This is a genomic window from Qipengyuania aestuarii, from assembly GCF_019711535.1.
GTDB lineage: Bacteria > Pseudomonadota > Alphaproteobacteria > Sphingomonadales > Sphingomonadaceae > Qipengyuania > Qipengyuania aestuarii.
In genome coordinates this window covers 95,125-109,549 of record NZ_JAIGNP010000001.1, presented here as the reverse complement: position 1 = coordinate 109,549, position 14,425 = coordinate 95,125, and the positions used below count along the sequence as shown (strand labels likewise).

The following is a 14,425-nucleotide window of genomic DNA, read 5'->3' as shown; positions in this document are numbered from 1 at the left end:
TTAGTACACCCGCTTCTTCGGCTCGATATATTTCACGTCGTCGGTGAGCGTGTATTCGTGGACCGGGCGGTAATCGATCTTCACGCCGCCGCCGCTGCCGCCCCAGCCTTCGAACCAGGCGATGGTGTGCTTCATCCACTCCGCATCGTTCCGATCCGGGAAATCCTCATGCGCGTGCGCACCGCGACTTTCCTTGCGATTTTCGGCGGAAGCCATGGTGACATTGGCCTGCGCGATCAGATTGTCGAGCTCGAGCGTTTCGACGAGATCGCTGTTCCAGATCAGGGAGCGGTCGAAGACCTTGATGTCTTCCATCCGCTTATTCACGTTCTTCAACACGTCGACGCCTTCGGCCAGCAGCTTGCTGTCGCGGAAAACTGCGGCGTGCTTCTGCATACCCTTCTGCATTTCCGCGCGTACTTCCGCAGTTGGCGATCCGCCGTCTGCGTGACGGAAGTGATCGAGACGGCCAAGCGCCATGTCCGCGCTGCTCGACGGCAGTTCCGCCTGGCTCGCGCCGGGCTTCACCGTATCGCGCAGTCGGTGTCCGATAGCGCGGCCAAACACCACCAAATCGATCAGCGAGTTGGAGCCGAGACGGTTCGCACCGTGGACCGAGACGCAGCCCGCTTCGCCGGCAGCAAACAGACCGGGTACGATCTTCTCCGGATCGCCCGGATCACCCGCCAGCACTTCGCCGTGGAAGTTGGTCGGGATGCCGCCCATGTTGTAATGCACGGTCGGCGTAACCGGCAGGGGCTGCTTGGTGAGGTCTACACCGGCAAAGATCTTGCCGCTTTCGGTGATACCCGGCAGGCGTTCACCCAGCACCTTCGGATCGATGTGATCGAGGTGCAGGAAAATGTGGTCGCCATCCGGGCCGACACCGCGGCCTTCGCGCATTTCGAGTGCCATCGAGCGCGACACGACATCGCGCGATGCAAGGTCCTTGGCCGAGGGTGCATAACGCTCCATGAAGCGCTCACCTTCGGAGTTGGTCAGATAACCACCCTCGCCGCGCGCACCTTCTGTGATCAGCACGCCTGCTCCGTAAATGCCGGTCGGGTGGAACTGAACGAATTCCATGTCCTGAAGCGGGAGGCCTGCGCGCAGAACCATGCCGCCGCCGTCACCAGTGCAGGTATGGGCCGAAGTAGCCGTGAAGTAGCAGCGGCCATAACCGCCGGTCGCGAGGACCACAGCCTGACTGCGGAAGCGATGGATCGTCCCGTCATCGAGACACATGGCAATCACGCCGCGGCAAACCTTGCCGTCAGGGCCATCTTCCATGATCAGATCGAGCGCGAAATATTCGATGAAGAAGTCCGCGTCATACTTCAGGCTCTGCTGGTAGAGCGCGTGGAGCATGGCGTGGCCGGTGCGGTCGGCCGCTGCGCAGGTGCGCTGCACCGGCGGGCCTTCGCCCATATTCTGCATGTGGCCGCCGAACGGACGCTGGTAGATCGTGCCGTCGTCGTTACGGCTGAAGGGCACCCCGGCATGCTCCAGCTCGTAAACCGCCTGCGGCGCTTCGCGGACCATATATTCGATCGCGTCCTGGTCGCCGAGCCAGTCGGAACCCTTGACGGTGTCGTACATATGCCACGACCAGTGGTCTGGCGTGTTGTTGCCGAGGCTGGCGGCGATACCGCCCTGAGCAGCAACGGTGTGCGAGCGGGTGGGGAAGACCTTGGTGATGCAGGCCGTTTTCAGACCGGCTTCGGCGCTGCCCATGGTGGCGCGCAAACCAGAACCGCCGGCGCCCACGACCACTGCGTCATAGACATGGTCAATGATCGGGTAGCTGCGACCGCCGATTTCGAATGTGTCGGTACGGGCCATCAGACGGCTCCTCCGAGGGCGATGCGGGCGATCGAGATGAGGCCGAAAGCGCCGCCGCCGATAGTTGCAAGGTTGAGAAGGGTGATTGCGGCGAATTTGGAGCCGGCGTCGTGGACATAATCTTCGACCAGCACCTGCAGGCCGAGGCGCGCGTGCCAGAAAACGCTGACGATCAGGAGCGCGAGCGCAGTCGCCGGGAGCGTCTGCGATGCCCATCCCGTCACCGCTGCATAATCATAGGCCGGGAGCAGCGCGAGGCTGATCGCAAGAAACAGCATCAGCACGAGATTGCCGATGGCGGTGAAACGCTGCACCAGCCAGTGATGCGCGCCTTCATGCGCCGGGCCCAGCCCGCGCACGCGTCCGATGGGAGTTCCGTCACTCATGATTTGGCTCACTTGAGAAGGATCACCGCCCAGAAGGCGACGGTGAGGAGAATACCGAGAACCGGCGACAGGATCGACCAGGTCTTGTTCGTATCGAGTTCGTAACCGGCGCCGATGTCGAGGACGAAATGGCGCAGGCCGCTCATCATGTGGGTGAAGAACGCCCAGCTCAGGCCGACCAGCACGATGATTCCGATCGGCGAGCCCATGATGTCTGCAAAGGTGGCGTAGCTTTCCGGCCCGCCCGCCATCGCACCCAGCCACCACAGCAGCACGGTGAGGCCAACCAGTGCCAATCCGTCCCCCGTCACGCGGTGGAGGATCGAGACCAGCATGTGCGGACCCCATTTCCAGATTTGCAGATGCGGTGAAAGCGGGCGGTTTGCCATAGATGCCTTGTCCGTTACGTGAATTCAGTGGGGCCTCCTTAGCGAAGATGACGGCCCACGCAAGGCACACGGCCTCGACATCTGCTGCAAAATTCCGAATAGCGGGTTGCATGACAAGCATCCTTCTTACCGGCTCTTCCCGCGGAATCGGCGCAGCAGCCAAATCGGCACTCGAAGCGCGCGGCGCCAAGGTCATCGGCCAAGCCACCCGCACCGACCGCGAAGATACGGTTCCTTCGAATTTCTGCGAACCCAATGCGCCGCACGAATTATGGCACGCCGCCCTCGCCCGGTCTGGCGGCAAGATCGACGTGCTGGTGAACAATGCCGGCCTGTTCGATCCCAATCCGATCGAGCGATCGGATATCGAATGGCTCGATGCATGGGAGGATACGATGCGGATCAATCTCACCGCAGCCGCTCAGCTGAGCCGTTTTGCCGTCCGCCATTGGCAGGAACGTGGCTGCACTGGCCGCATCGTCCATGTGGCGAGTCGCGCAGGACACCGCGGCGATTCGCCCGCGCACTGGCAATATGCGGCCAGCAAAGGCGGTATGCTGGCGATGCATAAAAGCATCGCGCGGGCCTATGCCTGCGAGGGTATTCTGAGCTTCGCGATCACTCCGGGCTTTACCGACACGGCTATGGCTGGGGATTATCTGGAAAGCCGTGGCGGGCCCGGCCTGCTGGCGGACATTCCGCTTGGCCGCGTGGCCGAACCTGAAGAAATCGCGCGGCTGATCGAATTCTGCGCACTCGACGCGCCAGCGAGCATGACGGGTGCGACGCTGGATGCTAACGGGGCGAGCTATGTCCGCTAAGTATCTCATTTCCCTCGCACTCAGCATCAGCTTGGCTGGTTGCATGGGCGCTGTGCTCGCTGAAAAAGAAGACATGAACACAGCGATCAGTCGGGAACCCGCTCTAGATCCGGTTGATCTGAAGCAGCAGCGCCTGGCCTTTCTCGACACATGCGAAGCGTGGGACGATTGGGCCAAGCCTTCCCCGCCGTTCCAGCTGATCGGCAACAGCTTTTACGTCGGCACCTGCGGCATTTCGGCGGTGCTGGTCACCAGCGATGACGGGCATGTCCTGATCGACTCCGGCGTGCCCGAAGCTGCACCGCTGGTTCTCGCCAACATCCGCCGGCTTGGCTTCCATCCACGCGATGTCCGCTTTATCCTGATGAGCCACGAACATTTCGATCACGTCGGCGCGCATGCCGCTCTGGCCGAAGCAACAGGTGCGCAAATCGTCGCTTCACCGCAGGCCGAAGCCGTCCTGCAAAGCGGGCTGGCGGCAGCTGATGATCCACAGGCCGAAATGGATCACCCGGCCATGACGCCGGTAGAGGTGGGACAAATCCTCTCCGATGGCGAAGTTCTCAGGCTGGGTGAGCTAGAATTCACCGCTCACGCCACTCCGGGCCACACCCCCGGCGCAATGAGCTGGACGTGGAACTCTTGCAGCCTAGCCTCCGAACCACGTGCCTGTAGCAGAATGGCCTATGTCGACAGCCTCTCGGCGGTTTCCTCCGACGACTATCGCTTGAGCGACCACCCCGCCTATCTTGCCGCCTTTCGCGACAGCATCGAAAAAGTGCGGCTGCTGCCCTGCGATTTCATCGTCACCCCGCACCCCTCGGCGAGCCAGTTGCTGAAAAACCTCCGGAGTGGAACATTCGGCGCGCCGGGTCAGTGCGAGACTTACGCTGCCTCCTTGTCCGCAAAACTCGATGCCCGTCTGGCTAAGGAGGCTGATGAATGAGCTCGTGGAAGCTATCCGGCGAAGCTGGAAAGAAAATCGTTCAGGAAGCGCTGCTGGCACACGACGAGGCTTTGGGTTTCCCGGAGGAATTGGTCGTCTCAGGCCGAGAGATAGCCGAGGACAGACCTGACGACTGGATTTTGGAGGTGTGGCTCGATCACAAGCCGACCGCTTCCGAAAAGAGAGCCGTCGAAGCGCTGTTCGCTGAGGGCGCCCCTGAACTGGCTGCGGAAAAGCTTGCCGAGCAGGATTGGGTAACTCTTAGCCAGCAAGGCGTGGAACCCATCCGCGCAGGCCGCTTCCATGTTCACACGCCGGAATATCCCGCCGATGACAATCTGGTCGATTTCATCATTCCTGCCAGCCAGGCATTCGGGACGGGACAGCACAAGACGACCGCCGCGTGTCTTGCCACGCTCGACCTCATGAAGAGCGAGGGCTTGGTGGTTCGAAATCATGCAGACATCGGCACTGGAACCGGCCTGCTTGCCTTCGCTGCCATGCACTTGTGGCCTCGTGCCCGGGTAACTGCTTCGGATATCGACGCGGTCTGCGCCGGCGTGGTCGTGGACAATTGCGCTACGAACGGCATCGCGATGGGGCCCGGCCCCGGCGAACTGACCATGGTGATCGCTCCGGGGACGCACGATCAGTTGATCCAAGCGCGGGCGCCCTACGATTTGCTGATCGCCAATATTCTCGCGGGTCCGCTGGTCGAACTCGCACCTGATTTCGCAAGTGTCACCACGCCCGGAGGCAGCCTGTTGCTGGCCGGTCTCCTCGCCACGCAGGAGGCCGAGGTACGCGCCGCATATAGAGCGCAAGGCTTCCGGCTCGCGCGAAGGGTGACGAACGGGGACTGGGCAATCCTGTGGCTTCGCAAAAGCCGGATCGAATGAAGGCGAAGCTGCTGCGGGCGGGCGCCTGGGCAATAGGGGCGATCATCTCAGCCATCATGCTGTTTCTTTTCGCGGCCTGGATCGGCAGTTCCATTCCCAGAAACCAATCTTGGACCGAGCCTGCCGAGGGCATCGAAATCATGGTGGGCGATAACGGCATCCATACCGAAATCGTCATGCCGCTGGTTTCTGACGTGAAGGACTGGCGAACCACTTTCCCGTCCAGCGACCTGCAAGATGGCGCACGGCCCTATACCCATGTGGCCGTGAGCTGGGGCGAACGGGAAGTTTTTCTCAACACGCCAACATGGGCCGATCTCAGCCTGTCGACCGCAGTCGGGGCAGCCGTCGGCGGAGATGGTCTGCTTCACGTGGCCCATTACGTACGACCGGCTCCCGGTTCATCGAACCGCCCTCTACGCCTGACGCGTACGCAGTATGCAAAATTGGTGGCAGCGATCGAACGGCAGGCGCCTAGACCGGGAGAGGGGAAGCCGCTGCGCGGTTATGCCCGCTACGATGTCTTCTACGATGCGCCGGGGACCTATCATCTGGGCAACACATGCAATCAGTGGACCAGCGACATGATGGCAAAGGCAGGCGTCAAGACAGGCCTCTGGACGCCCTTTCCGGGCGGGGTCATGAAGTGGATTGCGAATCCGTCTTGGCGGTGACCTCAGCCGTGCGCTGGTTGTGATAGCGGGCCACACTTCGCGTCACTTCCTGCATCATCTCCATGCGCGCGGCGTAGGAGACCCGGGTACTCCCGATCATCACTGCAAGCGCGTAATTCGTGCCATCCGGCGAAGTGAGGATACCGATGTCATTATAGCCCGACTGAACTCCGTCGAAGAACTGGCCAGTGCCCGTCTTGTGCGCAATGGTCCATCCGGCCGGCACTCCGCCTTTCAGTCGCCTCGGCCCGCTTCGCGTGCGTTGCATCGTCGAGATGATGAGATCAGTCGAGTTTTCCGACAGCAAGTCACCCCTCGCAAGCCGCGCCAACGCCCTGGTGATGCCTTCGGGGCTGGCACCATCGATCGGATCGGCGAGGTAAGCCTCGAATGCGCGCCGCCGGTCTTCCTCGTCGACCAGATCGCGGGCTTCGTAAAACGCATTGTCGATTGAATAGGCCTGTTTCCATTTGAGACCAGCGATCGCGCTCTGCTTTGTCCGCTCGTCGGTGCCGAACTGGACCCCGCCAAGCTGATTGCGCCGCAGGAAGCCTTCCACGGCACTCGGACCTCCGACACGGCGCAGCAGACGGTCGTTTGCCGTATTGTCGCTCTGCGTGATCGCCCGGTCTATCAGGTCGGCATAATCGGTCGCGAAAGAGCCACGGGCGCGCACGATATTGCGGATGGGCTGATGGAAAACCGTCAGGTCTTCGGCGCGCAAGGTCACGGGTTCCCTCAACTCCAGCCCGCCATTGTCGGCAAGGTCGAGCGCGGTCAGAGACACCCATAGCTTGCTGACGCTCTGCTGCGGAAACCGTTTCTTTCCCGTATAAGACATAGTTGCGAGCGTATCCGCCTCGGTCACGGCGATACCCACATCGCCGCTGAAATTCTCGCCAAGATCCCGCAGCTGCTCCTGAAGCGCCAGCTGCGCCTCGGTCAGTTCCGGTTCCGGAGGCGGCGTCGGCTTCTGCTCGGCCAGCGTCACACGTTTGTGAAAATCCTCGGCGGATTCGCCCGGAGTGCTCGCTATTGTGGCGAGGACGAGGAAGGCTCCGACGATGAGGACGGTCAGGATTAGTATGGGGGAACGGTTCACGTCACTGAAACACGGGCCACGGCGTAAGTTTCCAAATTCCCGAGATTATCCCGCGTTCGCAACGATCTCGGCCCAACCTGCCTCGTCGATCACCTCAATGCCCAGCTCGGCTGCCTTTTTCAGCTTGCTGCCAGCCCCCGGCCCCGCCACCAGCAGGTCGGTCTTTGCGCTCACCGATCCACTGGCCTTAGCCCCAAGCCGTTCTGCCTGAGCCTTCGCTTCGTCCCTGCTCATGGTTTCGAGCTTGCCAGTGAAAACTACGGTTTTGCCGTTAACCGGACTATCGCGGGTCTCCACTTCGAAACGGGGCGGATCGACCTCGCTCAGGAGATCGTCCCATACCGCCTTGTTATGGTCCTCGTGGAAGAAATCCCCGAGGGCTTCGACCACAGCACCGCCTATACCGTCGATCGAAGTCAACGCGGCAGCAGCTCCCTCATCGCCCGCGCGCGCTTTCTCTGCAGTCTCGCGCAAGGCAGGAAGCTCGTGAAAATGCTTCATCAAATCGCGTGCCGTCACGGCGCCGACATGACGAATGCCCAAACCGAAAAGCAGGCGTGCCGCATCCGGCGAGCGCCTTGCCTCGATACTGTCCACAAGCTTTTCCACAGACCGTTCCTGCCAGCCATCGAGCGCGAGAATGGCGTCTCGGCGTTTCTTGAAACGAAAGATGTCGGCGGGACTTTCGAGCCACCCCAGGGCGAAGAACTGATCGATCGTCTTTTCGCCCAGCCCGTCGATATCCAGCGCCCCGCGGCTGACAAAATGTTTCAGTCTTTCAGTGCGTTGTGCAGGACATATCAGGCCGCCTGTGCAACGCACGTCGACTTCTCCCTCCTCAGCCACCGCTTCGCTGCCGCATTCGGGGCAATGGTCCGGAAACACGAATGGCGCGCGTTCGACGTCGCGTGTCAAATTATCCACAAGCTGTGGAATAACGTCTCCCGCCCGCTGAACCACCACCCGATCGCCCGGCCTGACTCCAAGCCGTTCGATCTCATCGCGGTTATGGAGCGTGACATTCGTGACTGTGACGCCGCCCACCAGCACTGGCGCAAGGCGACCGACGGGGGTCAGTTTGCCAGTACGACCGACTTGGATGTCGATTGCTTCCAACGTCGTCTCGGCCCGCTCAGCTGGGAATTTATGCGCCAGTGCCCAGCGCGGTGCCTTGGCGACAAAGCCAAGACGCTGCTGGTAGTCGAGCCGATCGACCTTGTAGACGACGCCGTCGATTTCGTAAGGAAGATCAGGACGATCGCGGGCGATCCTGTCATAGTGAGCAAGCATTCCCGTAACGTCTTTTACGCACGTGAAGAGAGGCGAGACCGGCACGCCCCACGCCTCGATCATGCGTATTACCTCTTCCTGCCTGGCCCCCGGCACTGCGGACGCTGCGCCCCAGCCATGGGCCCAGAACTTGAGCGGCCGCTTCGCCGTTACGGCGGCATCCTTCTGCCGAAGAGAGCCCGCAGCGGCATTGCGCGGATTGGCGAAGAGCTTTCCGCCTGCTTCTTCCTGCGCCTCGTTCAGCGCCATGAAATCGGACTTGGCCATGTAGACCTCACCGCGGATTTCGAACACCTCCGGGATATCGGCACCCGAAAGTTTCTGTGGGATGTCAGCGATGTAGGCAACGTTGGGGGTGACATCTTCACCGACCTGGCCGTCTCCACGCGTGGCAGCGCGTACCAGCTTGCCCCCCTCGTAGCGCAGAGAGCAGGAGAGACCGTCGATCTTGTCCTCCGCCGTAATGGCAATGGCGTTACCCTCGTCAAGCGAGAGAAAGCGCCGAACGCGCGCCATCCACTCCTCCACTTCCTCAGGCGAAAAAGCGTTGTCGAGGCTCATCATGCGAACCTCGTGCGTCACCTTGGATAACGGAGAAGAAGCTATCTCATGCCCGACGGCCCGGGATGGCGAATCCTCCCGCACAAGATGGGGAAACGCCTCTTCCAGCTCGGCATTTCGCCGCACCAGAGCATCATATTCCTGATCCGTGATTAGCGGCGCGTCGTCGGCATGATAGAGCTTGTTGTGCTTAGCGATTAAGCGCGCCAGGCGCATCAGCTCGTTCGCTGCTTCGGCTTCACTGATCTCCATGGCTTGGCTCTAAGCAGACGTTGCGAGATTCGCCATAGCCTCGCGGGTCACATGCCCACTAATCCCGGATCATCTCGGCCCGCGCGAGTTCGGAGCATTCGTGTCACACACCCTCTAACAGGCGGTCCGCCTGCGCCCTCGCCTCTGGCGTCACTTCGGCACCGGAAAGCATTCGAGCGATTTCTTCCTTGCGACCCGCTTCGTCGAGCAGAGCCACACTTGTCCGCGTGACAGTGCCGTCCGAACTCTTGGCGATCATGTAGTGCGTCCGGCCGCGCGCAGCGACCTGTGGGCTATGCGTGACCGCAAGCAGCTGACCATCGGACGCAAGCCGCGCCAGACGTTCGCCGATCGCGCTGGCGACCGCGCCGCCCACGCCGCGGTCGATCTCGTCGAAGATAACCGTGGCCGCCCCGCCCTGCTCCGCCAAGGCAACCTTCAAGGCAAGGATGAAACGCGACAATTCCCCGCCGCTGGCAATCTTGTTCAAAGGCGCAAAATCCGCACCCGGATTGGTCGCGATCAGGAACTCGACGCTATCCATCCCATGCGGTCCCCAGCGGTCCTGCGGCAGTTTTGTTACCGCAGTCTTGAACCGTGCCGCATCGAGCTTGAGCGGCGCCAGTTCGCGTGCCACGGCATCATCCAATTTTAGCGCCGCAGCGGTGCGCGCTGCGTGCAACGCTTCGGCTTCCGCGCGATATTTGCCCTCGGTCTCGACAGCTGCGGCCTCCAGCGCATCCAGCTCAGCTTCGCCTCCTTCGATGGAGTCTAGCTGGCTGCGCATCGTGCGCATGGCTTCGGGCAGTTCGTCGACCTCGCAGCGGTGCTTTCGCGCCAGCGCCCGCAATTCGAATAATCGCGTTTCTGCAGCTTCGAGTGCGGTTGGATCATGGTCGAGCGCTTCCGCAGCCGCTTCCAGCTTTTCTTCGGCTTCCCCGGCTTCGATCACAGCCCGATCCAACGCGCCCAGAGCCTCGGCCAGCAAGGGGTGCTCCGCGGCGATCCGGTCCAGCTTGCGGGCCGCAACTCGGAGGCTGGCAAGCGGCGAGTCCGAGCCTTCCCACAGGTGCCGTAACTCTTCCAGATCCCCGGAAAGCCTCTCACCTTTTTGCATGTCGGCGCGCGTTTCGGCCAACCGTGCCTCTTCTCCCGCTTGCGGTTCGAGAGCCGTGAGCTCGCTCAGGTGAGACAGAAGCAGATCACGATCTTCCCGGGCTTGATCCAGCGCATCGCGCACGCTCGCAAGCCGGGCCTCGGTTTCGCGCCATTTGGTCCAGGCCTGTTCCACCCGCGCGGTGCCTGCACCGGCGAACCGATCGAGCAGCGCCCGGTGACCACGCGGATTGACCAGCCCCCGATCGTCATGCTGCCCGTGCAGTTCGACGAGGATGCCCGCGATTTCGCGGAGCAGGGCCACGCCGACCGACTGATCGTTGATGAAGGCCTTGCTGCCGCCATCTGCCTTGAGTTGGCGCCGAATGATCAGCGGCTCTCCGGGTTCAATCTCGATATCGGCGTCGTCGAGTGCATCGACGATCTGCTCGGGCAAGGACGAGAATTCGAAACTTGCCGAAACGCTGGCCTTAGCTTCGCCGGCGCGAACCAGACCGCTGTCGGCGCGGTTCCCCAGCACGAGCCCCAGCGAGTCGAGAAGGATGGACTTGCCCGCCCCGGTTTCGCCGGTCAGCACGCCAAGACCACGCCCGAAATCGAGATCGAGCGCTTCGATCAGCACTATGTTGCGAATGGAAAGCCGGGTCAGCATTGCTACCCTATGTAACGCAGCCGGAACGCCGCGTCACTGTTCCCCTTATGATCGACTTGTGAATAGTCGTTCGCCGGTCAGCTGGCCGAGACGCCAGCAGCATTGTCCTCAATGAGCTCGTAAGCCTTCTCGTACCATTCATTGCCGGGATAATTCGCGCCGAGGACAGCGGCATATTTTACCGCCTCCGGCTTGATCCCCAAGGCAAGGCTGCTTTCCACCAGACGATAGAGGGCTTCCGGCGCATGGCTTGTGGTCTGATAGGTATCCACCACATTCTGGAACCGGATTTGCGCAGCGATCCAGCGGCCCGAGCGCTGGTAATAGCGGCCTATTTCCATTTCCTTGCCGGCCAGATGATCTTGGACAAGGTCGATCTTGAGACGCGCGTCCGCAGCGTACTGAGTTTGCGGGAAACGACGATTTACTTCGCGCAGCGCAGTCAGCGCCTGCTCTGTCACCTTCTGGTCGCGCTGAACATCGCTGATCTGCTCATAATAGCTAAGCGCGATCAGGTAATAGGCATAGGGCGCGTCCTTGTTGCCCGGGTGGATCGAAAGGAAACGCTGCGCCGAAGCAACAGTCTTATTGTAGTCGCCAGCGACATAATAGCTGAACGCACTCATCAGCTGGGCACGGCGCGCCCAAGGCGAATAGGGATGCTGGCGCTCCACCTCGTCGAACAGCGCAGCGGCCAATTGCGGCTTCCCGCTATCGAGTTCCGACTTGGCCTGACCGTAAAGCGTCTCCACATCGCGCGCGACATAGGCCGTGTCTTCGGGCCGGTTCGAACCGCCACCGCAGGCTGCAGTGAGTGTGGTGGCAGCAGCGAGTGCGCCGAAGGCGAGCATGCGGGTGGTGCGCGATTGGGTCTTCATAGGGCCGAGCCTATAACCAGCGCCCCGCTGAACGCCAAGTGAAGTTATCGGCGATTTCACCGCTTCCGCGCACACACCCGCAACTGGCCGCATCATTGCGTGGCGGGCCAGTCCGTTTCTTCCTGGCCGCGAGTCTTCCAGAGCGAATAGCCCACCCCTGCGCCGATCAGTCCGATCGTGACCCCGAGACTGATCCATGGCGGCATCTTGCCACCGTCGAGCAGGAAATCGGAAACGAAGATCTTGCTACCGATGAAGACCAGCACGGCCGCCAACGCATATTTCAGATAGTGGAAGCGGTAGACCATTGCCGCCAGAGCGAAATAGAGCGCCCGCAATCCCAATATCGCGAAGATATTAGACGTATACACAATGAAAGTATCCGTCGTGATCGCGAAAATGGCGGGGACGCTGTCCACTGCGAACACCAGATCGGCGAGATTGATCACGACGAGAGCGAGCAGCAGGGGCGTAGCGGCACGCACCATTTTTCCGGTCTTGGCATCCTCTACCTTCACGAGGAAGCGCTGCGCGTGCAGGTCCGGGGTGACGCGCATGTGGCGGCTGATCCATTTCACCGCCGGATTGTTGCCCACATCCATCGGCTCGTCCCCGGCAAAGAACATCTTGATCCCGGTCACGATCAGGAAGCCAGCAAAAAGATAGAGCACCCAATAAGCTTCCGCCAGAATAGCCGCGCCGCCGGCAATCATGAGGCCGCGCAGAACGATCACGGCCATGATACCCCACAGAAGCGCGCGGTATTGGTATTTTGGCGGGATCGAGAAGTAGGTGAATATCAGACTAATAACGAAGACGTTGTCGATCGACAGCGCTTTCTCGATGAAGAAGCCCGTATAATATTGCATGCCCGCTTCAGGCCCGCGCTCGACCCAGACCCAGAAACCGAACAGCAAGGCGACCCCGATGTAGAACACGGATAGTTTCAGGCTTTCCGCAATTCCGATCTCCTTGTCCTCCTTGTGGAGGACACCGAGGTCGAACGCGGTAAGGACAATCACGATCGCGAGAAATGCCGCCCAGAACCACAGAGGCGTTCCGAGCCAGTCCGAAAGGAAGAAGTCGGTCATGCGTGATGCTCCTTAGCTGGGTTCAGGGCCGGGAGAGCGGACTTGAGCAGGAAGTAACCGGTCAGTGCGGCGACCGTTGAACCTGCGAGCACACCAAGTTTCACGGCATCGATCTGATCCGCAGTCGTAAATGCGAGATTCCCTATGAAAAGGCTCATCGTGAAGCCAATCGCCGCGAGCAGCGATAGAGCGTGGATCTGACGCCAGTTCACATCGTTAGGCAGGCTGGCGAGCTTCATTTTTACGGCCAACCAGGCGAACCCGAAGATACCGAGCTGCTTGCCGATCAGGAGCCCCAGCGCGATGCCGAGCGGCAGAGGATCAAGCAGAGCCGATGGCTCGAGCCCCACAAGCGTAACGCCGGCATTGGCGAAGCCGAAGACTGGAATGACCAGAAACGCGACCCATGGATGAAGCGCATGCTCCATCCGCTCCAGCGGACCATGATCGCTGGAGCGATCCAGCGGTATCGTCAGCGCGGCGGCGACGCCTGCCAACGTCGCGTGAACGCCGGACTTGAGGACGAATGCCCACATCAGGATCGCCAGCAACACATAGGGGATCGTCGAGGCGACCTTCGCGCGGCCCAGTGCCAGCATCGCGATGAAGACCATTGCAGCTGCAGCCAGCATCCCGGTGTCGATTTCGCCGGAATAAAACAGGGCGATAATGGCGATGGCGCCGATGTCGTCGATCACGGCGATCGCCAGCAGCAGCGCCTTCAACGCGACTGGCACCCGCGGGCCGAGCAAAGACAGAATACCAAGCGCGAAGGCGATGTCGGTCGCGGCCGGGATTGCCCAGCCCTGCATATTGTCGGGCGTGCCAAGATTGAGACCGATGAACACGAAAGCAGGCAAAGCCATGCCGCCGAGAGCCGCGACGAGCGGTAGCGAGGCTTTGCTCCAGCTAGATAGCTGGCCTTCCAGTACCTCTCGCTTCACCTCAAGACCGACAAGGAAGAAGAAGACGGCCATGAGTCCGTCGTTGATCCACAGCAGCAAGGGCTTGTCGATAACGAAACTATCGATCGCAAAGACGACCGGGACATCCAGCAGGGACATGTAATTGGCAGCCAGCGGCGAATTGGCCACCGCAAGGGCAAGCGCCGCCGCGAAAATGAGGACGATGCCGCCGGCACTCTCCTTTTGCAGGAAGTCGCGCAGCAAGGGGGTGATGGCTTTGACCATGATATGCTCCGGATAGAAGGGAAGCGGGGAAGCTTGCTTGGGCGATCAGCGGCTCGCCAAGAGGCAAGGAGGCTTTCCCAAAGGTAAGCCAACATGCGTCAGCGATTTGCACTGCGTAGCCCACCCGCACAGCAGATGCGGTCGCACGGGCCTCCCACGGTCGAATGCCAGTATGGAATGTTCCGCCGTCATCATACGCTCCCTGATCGAACTTCAAATCGATCGGACTACCGGCGCGGGACGGGCTAAGAAAAAGAAACGGGCCTATCAGCTGGCATCGGTTTGTCCGACACGGCCGACATCACGTGCGCAAGAGCGCCCGCCAGAGGGGCCCGG

The 14,425-nt window shown here is 61.1% G+C and carries 13 protein-coding genes; 4 read left to right on the top strand and 9 right to left on the bottom strand.

What is annotated here, in order from left to right; translation table 11 throughout:
* From sdhA to sdhC, 3 genes are read right to left on the bottom strand one after another with little or no spacing between them, the layout of a single operon-like run.
* On the bottom strand, positions 1-1,842 hold the full coding sequence (gene sdhA, locus K3175_RS00560; protein WP_221541437.1) for a succinate dehydrogenase flavoprotein subunit: 1,842 nt from the start codon (positions 1,840-1,842) through the stop codon (positions 1-3).
* Positions 1,842-2,228: a succinate dehydrogenase, hydrophobic membrane anchor protein gene (gene sdhD, locus K3175_RS00555; protein ID WP_221541436.1), complete on the bottom strand. Its 387-nt coding sequence runs from the start codon at positions 2,226-2,228 to the stop codon at positions 1,842-1,844. The genes sdhA and sdhD overlap by 1 nt, the downstream gene beginning before the upstream one ends.
* Positions 2,229-2,236: 8 nt before the next feature.
* Positions 2,237-2,617 carry a succinate dehydrogenase, cytochrome b556 subunit gene (gene sdhC, locus K3175_RS00550; protein WP_221541435.1) on the bottom strand — a complete coding sequence of 127 codons (381 nt, stop codon included), beginning with the start codon at positions 2,615-2,617 and terminating at the stop codon, positions 2,237-2,239.
* Between the two features lie 110 nt (positions 2,618-2,727).
* Between sdhC and K3175_RS00545 the strand changes: the two genes are divergently transcribed.
* From K3175_RS00545 to K3175_RS00530, 4 genes are read left to right on the top strand one after another with little or no spacing between them, the layout of a single operon-like run.
* Positions 2,728-3,438 carry an SDR family NAD(P)-dependent oxidoreductase gene (locus K3175_RS00545; RefSeq protein WP_221541434.1) on the top strand — a complete coding sequence of 237 codons (711 nt, stop codon included), beginning with the start codon at positions 2,728-2,730 and terminating at the stop codon, positions 3,436-3,438.
* 43 nt (positions 3,439-3,481) lie between these two features.
* Positions 3,482-4,384: a subclass B3 metallo-beta-lactamase gene (bla, locus tag K3175_RS00540; RefSeq protein WP_247710605.1), complete on the top strand. Its 903-nt coding sequence runs from the start codon at positions 3,482-3,484 to the stop codon at positions 4,382-4,384.
* Positions 4,381-5,283: a 50S ribosomal protein L11 methyltransferase gene (locus K3175_RS00535; protein ID WP_221541432.1), complete on the top strand. Its 903-nt coding sequence runs from the start codon at positions 4,381-4,383 to the stop codon at positions 5,281-5,283. The genes bla and K3175_RS00535 overlap by 4 nt, the downstream gene beginning before the upstream one ends.
* Entirely contained in the window at positions 5,280-5,957 is a 678-nt protein-coding gene (locus K3175_RS00530; protein WP_221541431.1) for a TIGR02117 family protein, read from the top strand. Before K3175_RS00535 ends, K3175_RS00530 begins: the two co-directional genes overlap by 4 nt.
* Here the strand turns inward: K3175_RS00530 and K3175_RS00525 are convergent.
* From K3175_RS00525 to nhaA, 6 genes are all read right to left on the bottom strand, one after another.
* Positions 5,923-7,059, bottom strand: a complete 1,137-nt coding sequence (locus tag K3175_RS00525) for a serine hydrolase (RefSeq protein WP_221541430.1) — start codon at positions 7,057-7,059, stop codon at positions 5,923-5,925. The genes K3175_RS00530 and K3175_RS00525 overlap by 35 nt on opposite strands.
* Before the next feature lie 45 nt (positions 7,060-7,104).
* Positions 7,105-9,162, bottom strand: a complete 2,058-nt coding sequence (gene ligA / locus K3175_RS00520; protein WP_221541429.1) for an NAD-dependent DNA ligase LigA — start codon at positions 9,160-9,162, stop codon at positions 7,105-7,107.
* A 103-nt stretch (positions 9,163-9,265) separates the two neighbouring features.
* Positions 9,266-10,930: a DNA repair protein RecN gene (recN, locus tag K3175_RS00515; protein ID WP_221541428.1), complete on the bottom strand. Its 1,665-nt coding sequence runs from the start codon at positions 10,928-10,930 to the stop codon at positions 9,266-9,268.
* Between the two features lie 77 nt (positions 10,931-11,007).
* Positions 11,008-11,808 (bottom strand): outer membrane protein assembly factor BamD, encoded by an 801-nt coding sequence (locus K3175_RS00510; protein WP_221541427.1) that lies wholly within the window; start codon positions 11,806-11,808, stop codon positions 11,008-11,010.
* Between the two features lie 92 nt (positions 11,809-11,900).
* Positions 11,901-12,899, bottom strand: coding sequence for a TerC family protein (locus tag K3175_RS00505; RefSeq protein ID WP_221541426.1), 999 nt, complete (start codon positions 12,897-12,899; stop codon positions 11,901-11,903).
* On the bottom strand, positions 12,896-14,089 hold the full coding sequence (nhaA, locus tag K3175_RS00500; RefSeq protein WP_221541425.1) for a Na+/H+ antiporter NhaA: 1,194 nt from the start codon (positions 14,087-14,089) through the stop codon (positions 12,896-12,898). Before nhaA ends, K3175_RS00505 begins: the two co-directional genes overlap by 4 nt.
* Positions 14,090-14,425 lie beyond the last annotated feature (336 nt).

Excerpts from the sequence above, each read along its gene's own strand:
- sdhC (WP_221541435.1), bottom strand. The coding sequence starts at position 2,617 with ATGGCAAACCGCCCGCTTTCACCGCATCTGCAAATCTGGAAATGGGGT.
- recN (WP_221541428.1), bottom strand. The coding sequence starts at position 10,930 with ATGCTGACCCGGCTTTCCATTCGCAACATAGTGCTGATCGAAGCGCTC.
- K3175_RS00545 (WP_221541434.1), top strand. The coding sequence starts at position 2,728 with ATGACAAGCATCCTTCTTACCGGCTCTTCCCGCGGAATCGGCGCAGCA.
- K3175_RS00510 (WP_221541427.1), bottom strand. The coding sequence starts at position 11,808 with ATGAAGACCCAATCGCGCACCACCCGCATGCTCGCCTTCGGCGCACTC.
- sdhA (WP_221541437.1), bottom strand. The coding sequence starts at position 1,842 with ATGGCCCGTACCGACACATTCGAAATCGGCGGTCGCAGCTACCCGATC.
- sdhD (WP_221541436.1), bottom strand. The coding sequence starts at position 2,228 with ATGAGTGACGGAACTCCCATCGGACGCGTGCGCGGGCTGGGCCCGGCG.
- K3175_RS00530 (WP_221541431.1), top strand. The coding sequence starts at position 5,280 with ATGAAGGCGAAGCTGCTGCGGGCGGGCGCCTGGGCAATAGGGGCGATC.
- ligA (WP_221541429.1), bottom strand. The coding sequence starts at position 9,162 with ATGGAGATCAGTGAAGCCGAAGCAGCGAACGAGCTGATGCGCCTGGCG.
- bla (WP_247710605.1), top strand. The coding sequence starts at position 3,482 with ATGGGCGCTGTGCTCGCTGAAAAAGAAGACATGAACACAGCGATCAGT.
- K3175_RS00535 (WP_221541432.1), top strand. The coding sequence starts at position 4,381 with ATGAGCTCGTGGAAGCTATCCGGCGAAGCTGGAAAGAAAATCGTTCAG.
- nhaA (WP_221541425.1), bottom strand. The coding sequence starts at position 14,089 with ATGGTCAAAGCCATCACCCCCTTGCTGCGCGACTTCCTGCAAAAGGAG.
- K3175_RS00505 (WP_221541426.1), bottom strand. The coding sequence starts at position 12,899 with ATGACCGACTTCTTCCTTTCGGACTGGCTCGGAACGCCTCTGTGGTTC.